Origin of the sequence: Streptomyces sp. NPDC047981, from assembly GCF_040653315.1 — a bacterium.
In the GTDB taxonomy this organism is placed as follows: Bacteria; Actinomycetota; Actinomycetes; order Streptomycetales; family Streptomycetaceae; genus Streptomyces.
Genome location: NZ_JBEZNQ010000158.1, coordinates 1 through 6,760, shown reverse-complemented (window position 1 = coordinate 6,760; position 6,760 = coordinate 1). Strand labels below are relative to the sequence as shown.

The window sequence follows — 6,760 nt, the reverse complement described above, 5'->3', positions numbered from 1 at the left end:
TGGCCTCCGGGGGCAGGCCCGACGGGGCGGCAGCCGCCCCGTCCGGAACCTTGTCGAACTTGTCAGTCACAACGACTGCCCTTCAGTGGTACGTACTTCGGTGACACGGGTGGTTCAGGAACCGCCGTTGATCTCGGCCGAGGTCACCGCACCCGTGCCCGCGCCCCACTTGTCCAGCGCCTTCTTGTACGAGCCGTCGAGGATGACGGCGTCGAGCGCCTCCTTGAGCGCGTCGCGCAGCTGCGTGTTCTTCTTGTCCACGGCGATCCCGAAGGGGCCCGCGTCGACCTGGTCCCCGACGATCTCGAAGGCGTTCCCGCCCTCGGCCGTACGCGCCAGGTGCGCGGCGACGGGGTAGTCGTTGATCCCCGCGGCGGCGCCGCCCGACTTCACGCGGGTCTGGGCCTCGGCGTCGGTCGGGAACGACTCGATCCTGACGGCCGGCTTCCCGGCCTTCTCACAGGCCTCCGACTGGGTCTTGGCCACCGTCTCGAAGGTCGTGCCGCGCTGCACGGCCGTCGTCTTCCCGCAGAGGTCCGCGAGCGACGCGATCTTCTTCGGGTTGCCCTTCTGGACGTACACGATGGAGCCCGCGTTGAAGTAGTCGACGAAGTCGACACCGTTACCGGTCTTCTGGCCCTTGTCGTCCAGGCCCTCCTGGCGGGCCTTGGTGTCGGTGATGGACGACATCGCGATGTCCGTACGACCGGTCGGCAGCGCGGTGAGCAGGGTGTCGAACGTGCCGCTGGTGAACTCGAACCTCACGCCGAGCTGCTTGCCGAGCGCGGCGGCGATGTCGGGGTCGACACCGACGATCTTCTCGCCCTCCTTGAACTCCATCGGGGCGTAGGTGGCGTCCGTGCCCACCTTGATGACGCCCGACTTCTGGATGTCGGCGGGCAGCTTGGAGAACAGCGGAGCTTCGCTGTCGCTCCCCTCGTTCGACGATCCGCTGCCGGTCTGGTCTCCACAGCCCGTGAGGGTCAGGGCTGCCGCGCTCACGAGGGCGAGGGCCGCGACCGTACCTCTTCTTGCTGCCGCTCCGGTCATGTTCGGTGGACTCCTTCGAGGAAATGGTGGGAAACAGCGGGGAGTTGGATGTGCGGGGGTGCGTCGGCGGGCGGTGGTGGCCGCTCGGTCAGGCGTCGACGACGCGGAGGTGGGAGACGTCCGGGTCGACCGCGCCGCGGACGTGCCCGGTCGGCGCGGCCGCGGTGAGCTGCAGGAAGCGCACCGTCTGGCTGGTGATGACCTCACCGGGCAGCACATTGGGGATGCCGGGCGGGTAGGCGGCCAGGGTGTCCGCCGACACCCGGCCCACGGCCTCGACGGCGGGCACGACCCGGCCGGGGCTCATGAAGGCCTCACGGGGGGTCAGGACGGCCTCGCCCGGCTCCGGGAGCGAGAGCCGTATCCCGCGGTCGGTGTCGGTCCCGAGGGGGCGCGGCAGGGTGTGCAGCGCCTCGACGAACCGGTCCGTGTCAGGGGCGCTGCCCGCTCCGAGGACCGCGACGACGGCGGAGTCGGTGGAGACCTCGACCATGATCTGGTGGTCGCGGAAGAGCAGGCGGCGGGCCTCGTGACCGCTGATCCCGCCGGCCCTGGTGTCGATGGCGACCCGCAGCGGGTCGGCGCCGACGATGTCGGGGAAGTCCCCGAAGCCGTCGCTGACCACGCCGTACCGGCCCAGCCTTCTGACGACCGACCGGATCCGGTCCGCGGCCTCCAGCGAAGCCCCGATGGTCTCCTGCCCGCAGGCCAGGGCCCTTCGCGCGACATCGAGCGAGGCCAGCAGGATCGCGCTGGCGCTCGTGGACTGCACGAGCCGGAAGGCACGGTCGACGAGGGGTTCGAGGAGATCCGCGAAGGGGCCGTGTCCCAGGTGCAGCATGGCCGACTGGGTCAGGCTCCCGGCCAGTTTGTGCGTGCTGGAGGTCACCAGGTCGGCGCCCTGGGCGAGAGCGCCCGAGGGGAGCCCCGGGTGGAACCCGAAGTGCGATCCCCACGCCTCGTCCACGATCAGCGGTACGCCGTGCGCGTGTGCCGTGTCGGCGATGGCCCGGATGTCGGCGACGGCGCCGAAATAGCTCGGCGAGACCACGTACACGGCCGCCGCGTCGGGGTGGGACGAGAGGGCCTCGGCCACCGCCTCGGCCGTGACGCCGTGCGCGATGCCCTGCTCGGTGTCGAGGGACGGCTGCACGAAGGCGGCCTTCAGGCCGGAGAGCACCAGACCGTCGATCACGCTGGAGTGCACACTGCGCTGCACGACGAGCGTGCGGCCGAGCATCGGCGTGACCAGGGAGGCGATCTGGTTGCCCTGCGAGGCGCCGTTGGTCAGGAACCAGGTGCGACGGGCGCCCCAGGCCTCCGCCGCCAGCTCCGTGGCCCGGTCCATCGGCGTGCCCGTGCCGAGGTCGAGCCCTTCGAGCAGCGGGGGGAAGTCCAGCGTGAGGAGGTCGGGGCCGAAGGTCCGCGCGAGGGGGCTCGCGGCCTCGGCGGCGTGACCCGGAACGTTCAGACGGAGCCAGGCGCGCTCGGCGTGTGTCCGCACGGCGTCCGCGTACGGCGCCACGTCCTGGCGCGTTCCGGTCGGGCGGGGGTGGGGTGCTACGGCTGTGGTGCTGTTCACGTCGCCCAGTGTGGGATTCGCCGACCGTTAAGGGAATGCTGCATTCCTTGAGGTATCTCCATAGTCTGTCTATATGCTTGAAGTACGTCATCTCCATGTCCTGCGGGCCATCGCCCACGAGGGTTCCCTCGCCGGGGCCGCCCGCGCGCTGCACTACTCGCAGCCGACGGTCACCCACCATCTGACCGTCCTGGAGCGGCACTTCGACGCCCCGCTGGTGCAGCGGGGCCCGCGCGGCGCCGCGCTCACGGAGCTCGGGGAGACGCTGCTGCCGCACGCCGAGGCGGTGCTCGCCCGGCTGCGCCTGGCGGAGCGGGAGGTACGCGCCCAGGCCGCGCGCGGCACCCGCACGCTGCACATCGGGACCTTCCCCACCGCGGGGGCGCTCCTGCTGCCCGGCGCGGTCCGCGCGCTGCACGCGCAAGGCGTCCACGTCTCCCTCACCGAGGGCGAGCTGCCCGCCCTCCTGAACGGACTGCGCTCCCGCGAACTGCAGGTCGCGCTCGTCTTCTCGCAGCCCGGCGACCGGCTCGACCTGGAGGACGCCTTCGAGGTGCACCCCCTGCTGACCGATCCGCTCCTGCTGGTCCTGCCCGCCGACCACCGGTGCGCGGCCATGGAACGGGTGCCGCTGGAGGAGCTGCGCGAGGACGACTGGGTCGGGGCCGCCGACCCCCGCGACCCCTGCGACCGGCTCCTGTCCTGGGCCTGCGCGCGGCACGGCTTCGAACCCGTCCATGTGATGCGCACCGACGACTACGGCGTCGTGCAGGGCTTCGTCGCGGCCGGTACGGGAGTCTCGCTCGTCCCCCGCCTGGCCCTCGGGGCCCCGCGCGCCGACGTCGTCGTACGTCCGCTGGAGGGGCCGCCGCTGGCCCGCGAGATCAGCGTCGCCGCCCTGCGCTCCACGGCCGCGCCCAGCGTGCAGGAGCTGGTCGCCTCCCTGCAGACCCAGGCGGCCCGCGTCACGGCCGCATGGGACGCGCAGCCCCTGGGCTGACAGGGAACGTGCGCGGCGCCCCGACTCCGCACGGCGGGTTGGTGAAAACGGACCAGCGACGGTGAGTCTGCCCCACCCGCGCGGCCCGGGGCCGGACCTAGCGTGGCCGGGCGGACAACCCCCGCGCCCCTCCCACCGAGGACCTGATCCCATGCCGATGCAACCCTGGTTCCCCGATGCCAAGTTGGGCATCTTCCTCCACTACGGCATCTACGCCGTCGACGGCGTCCCCGAGTCCTGGGCCTTCTACGACGGCCGGGTGCCGCACGAGAAGTACATGAGCCAGCTGGACCGCTTCACGGCGTCGGCGTACGACCCGCGCGCCTGGGCCGAGCTGTTCGCCCGGGTGGGCGCCCGGTACGCCGTGCTCACCGCGCGCCACCACGACGGCGTGGCCCTGTGGGACACCGAGCACGGCGACCTGAACGTCGTACGCCACACCCCGGCAGGCCGCGACCTGGTCGCCGGCTACGCCGAGGCCCTGCGCGCGCACGGTCTCAAGGTCGGTCTGTACTACTCGCACTCCGACTGGAACCACCCCGACTACGCGAGCGTGGTCCACCCCGACGCACCCGACGGGGACGTCGCCACCAACCCCCTCGTCGCCCCCGCGGACGGCATCGAGGACCCGGAGGCCTGGGCCCGGTACGTCGCCTACCGCGACGCCCAGGTCGGCGAACTCGTCGCACGGTTCCGTCCCGACCTGCTGTGGTTCGACGGGGAGTGGGAGCGCAGCGAGGAACAGTGGGGGATGCGCCGGCTCGCCGAGCAGATCCTCGCAGGCAATCCGGACACGGTCCTCAACGCCCGGATGCTGAGCCACGGCGACTACGCCACCCCCGAGCAGGGTGTGCCGATCCTGCCGCCCGACGGCCCCTGGGAGCTGTGCCTGACCGTCAACGACTCCTGGGGCTACCAGCACGGCGACCACAACCAGAAGTCGGTGCGCCGGCTGGTGCGCTACTTCACGGAGACCATCGGCATGGGCGGCAACCTGCTGCTGGCCGTCGGCCCCCGCGAGGACGGCACGATCCCGGCCGAGCAGGTCGAGCGCCTGGAGGGCCTCGGCGACTGGATCGCCCGGCACGCCGAGGCCGTGTACGACACGGTGGCCGGTCTCCCGGCGGGGCACCACTACGGCCCCAGCACCCTCTCGGCCGACCGGCGCACGCTCTACCTGGTCTGCTTCGACCCGCCGCGCGAGGCGGTCTCCCTGCGCGGACTGCGGACACCGGTGAAGCGCGTCCGGGTGGTCGGCACCGGCGCCGAACGGGAGCACCGGACCGTCGGAGGCCTCGGCGAGGTGCCCGGCGTGCTGTGGATCGAGGCCCCGGAGGGCGCGGACATCGACGAGCGGGCCACCGTCCTCGCCGTCGAACTCGACGGCGAGCTGGACCTCTACCGAGGGACCGGCCGGGACTGACCGCCGGGCCACGACGCATCACGGTGCGGACCGGGCGCGCCGACGCGCCCGGTCCGCACCGGCCCGCCCCCTCGGGTGCCGGGACGGCGGCTACCCGAGGGGACGGAGTTCAGTGGTGGCGTGCTCGACCAGCGCGATCAGGACCTCCTTGCCCGACTCCCGCTCGCGCGCGTCGCACAGCACCACCGGCGTGCCCTCGTCGAGATCGAGGGCGGCCGACACCTCCTCGGCGCTGTAGTCACGCGCGCCGTCGAAGCAGTTGACGGCCACGACGAAGGGCAGCCGCCTGCGCTCGAAGTAGTCGATCGCGGGAAAGGAGTCCACCAGCCGCCTGGTGTCCGCGAGCACGACCGCGCCGAGCGCACCCCGGGCCAGTTCGTCCCAGAGGAACCAGAAACGATTCTGGCCCGGCGTGCCGAAGAGGTACAGCGCCAGATCGTCGCCGAGGGTGATGCGCCCGAAGTCCAGGGCGACCGTCGTCGTGCGCTTCTCGGTGACACCGTCGAGGCTGTCGGTCGGGCGGCCCGCCTCGGTCAGCAGCTCCTCGGTGTTGAGGGGCCGGATCTCGCTGACCGCCCCGATCAGGGTGGTCTTGCCGACGCCGAAGCCACCGGCCACGAGGATCTTCAGGGCGAGGAAGGATACGTCAGAGGGCTCGGAGTCCATCGATCACTCTCTTGAGGACGCGCTGGTCGGGGAGTTGAGCGGGGGGTACGGGAGGGCTGACCCGGACGAGTCCGGCCTCCAGCAGGTTTCCCAGGAGCACCCGCACGACGGCGAGCGGCAGGCCCGCGTCGGAGGCGATGTCGGCCACGGGCCGGGGGCGTGCACTGCAGAGCCGGTGGATCTCCGACTCCTCCGGCGAGAGCACCGGGCCCCGTTCGGGGCGCGCACGGCCGTGCACGAGGGTCATCAGGTCGAACGTCTCGCTGCCCGTGGGCCGGGCCCGGCCCGAGGTCATCGCGTACAGGCGTACCAGAGGGCCCGCCTCGTCGTCGTACCAGCGCCTGCCGTGCTCAGTCATCGAGGAGCGGCATCGCACCCGCGTCGCCGCGTGCCGGTGTGCCGAGGTGGACGCCGACCCGCTTGACCAACCGGGCCATCTCGTACGCCACGAGTCCCACGTCGGCGTTCGCGTCGCTGAACACGGCGAGACAGGAACCGTGGCCGGCGGCGACGACGAAGAGGAAGCCGTCCTCCAGCTCGACCAGGGTCTGGATGACCTGGCCGGCGCCGAAGTGGTGCCCCGTGCCCTTGGCGAGACTGTGGAACCCGGAGGCGATGGCGGCGAATCTCTCGCCGTCGTCCCTGGTCAGCGCCGCTGACATGCCGACGGGCAGCCCGTCGCCCGACAGGACGACGGCATGGTGGATCGCCGGAACGTGCGTGACCAGTTCCTCCAGCAGCCAGTCGAGTTCACCGGAGCGGTGGCGGTTGCCGGTCATCGGCTCTCTCCTTCACGATCTGTGTGGTCCTCGTGTGCGGTGTCCGGTCGTGGCACACGGTCGGAGTTCCCGCGGGCCCAGCCCGCGCGGAACGAGGTCATGGCGGCCCGCGCCTGTTCCGGGGAGCGGCGGGGCCCGTCCGGCACCGGCGGCGCGTACGGGTCCGGCTCGGCGACACCGTCCGCTACGCCGGGCGCGGACCGCTGGCAGCCGAGCTGTGCAGCCGAGCTGTACAGCCAAACTGTGCAGTTAAACTGCAC

The 6,760-nt window shown here is 72.0% G+C and carries 7 protein-coding genes; 2 read left to right on the top strand and 5 right to left on the bottom strand.

Going from position 1 to position 6,760, the window contains the following annotated elements; all coding sequences use genetic code 11:
* Positions 1-114: 114 nt before the first annotated feature.
* Together AB0E14_RS38965 and AB0E14_RS38960 are read right to left on the bottom strand one after the other, a co-directional pair.
* Positions 115-1,050, bottom strand: a complete 936-nt coding sequence (locus tag AB0E14_RS38965; RefSeq protein ID WP_362430073.1) for an ABC transporter substrate-binding protein — start codon at positions 1,048-1,050, stop codon at positions 115-117.
* Positions 1,051-1,138: 88 nt separating this feature from the next.
* Positions 1,139-2,632: an aminotransferase class I/II-fold pyridoxal phosphate-dependent enzyme gene (locus AB0E14_RS38960; protein ID WP_362430070.1), complete on the bottom strand. Its 1,494-nt coding sequence runs from the start codon at positions 2,630-2,632 to the stop codon at positions 1,139-1,141.
* Positions 2,633-2,705: 73 nt separating this feature from the next.
* On the opposite strand from AB0E14_RS38960, the gene AB0E14_RS38955 reads away from it, so the two are divergent.
* Both AB0E14_RS38955 and AB0E14_RS38950 read left to right on the top strand, forming a co-directional pair.
* Entirely contained in the window at positions 2,706-3,632 is a 927-nt protein-coding gene (locus tag AB0E14_RS38955; RefSeq protein WP_362430067.1) for a LysR substrate-binding domain-containing protein, read from the top strand.
* Positions 3,633-3,783: 151 nt separating this feature from the next.
* Complete coding sequence (locus tag AB0E14_RS38950; RefSeq protein WP_362430064.1) at positions 3,784-5,055, top strand: alpha-L-fucosidase; 1,272 nt, start codon at positions 3,784-3,786, stop codon at positions 5,053-5,055.
* A 90-nt stretch (positions 5,056-5,145) separates the two neighbouring features.
* Here the strand turns inward: AB0E14_RS38950 and AB0E14_RS38945 are convergent, their stop codons facing one another.
* From AB0E14_RS38945 to AB0E14_RS38935, 3 genes are read right to left on the bottom strand one after another with little or no spacing between them, the layout of a single operon-like run.
* Positions 5,146-5,721 carry an ATP/GTP-binding protein gene (locus AB0E14_RS38945; RefSeq protein WP_362430061.1) on the bottom strand — a complete coding sequence of 192 codons (576 nt, stop codon included), beginning with the start codon at positions 5,719-5,721 and terminating at the stop codon, positions 5,146-5,148.
* Positions 5,702-6,079 (bottom strand): DUF742 domain-containing protein, encoded by a 378-nt coding sequence (locus AB0E14_RS38940; protein WP_362430058.1) that lies wholly within the window; start codon positions 6,077-6,079, stop codon positions 5,702-5,704. The genes AB0E14_RS38945 and AB0E14_RS38940 overlap by 20 nt, the downstream gene beginning before the upstream one ends.
* The gene (locus tag AB0E14_RS38935; RefSeq protein ID WP_362430054.1) at positions 6,072-6,500 is read right to left on the bottom strand and encodes a roadblock/LC7 domain-containing protein; all 429 of its coding nucleotides are present in this window, start codon (positions 6,498-6,500) and stop codon (positions 6,072-6,074) included. The genes AB0E14_RS38940 and AB0E14_RS38935 overlap by 8 nt, the downstream gene beginning before the upstream one ends.
* Positions 6,501-6,760: the final 260 nt, after the last annotated feature.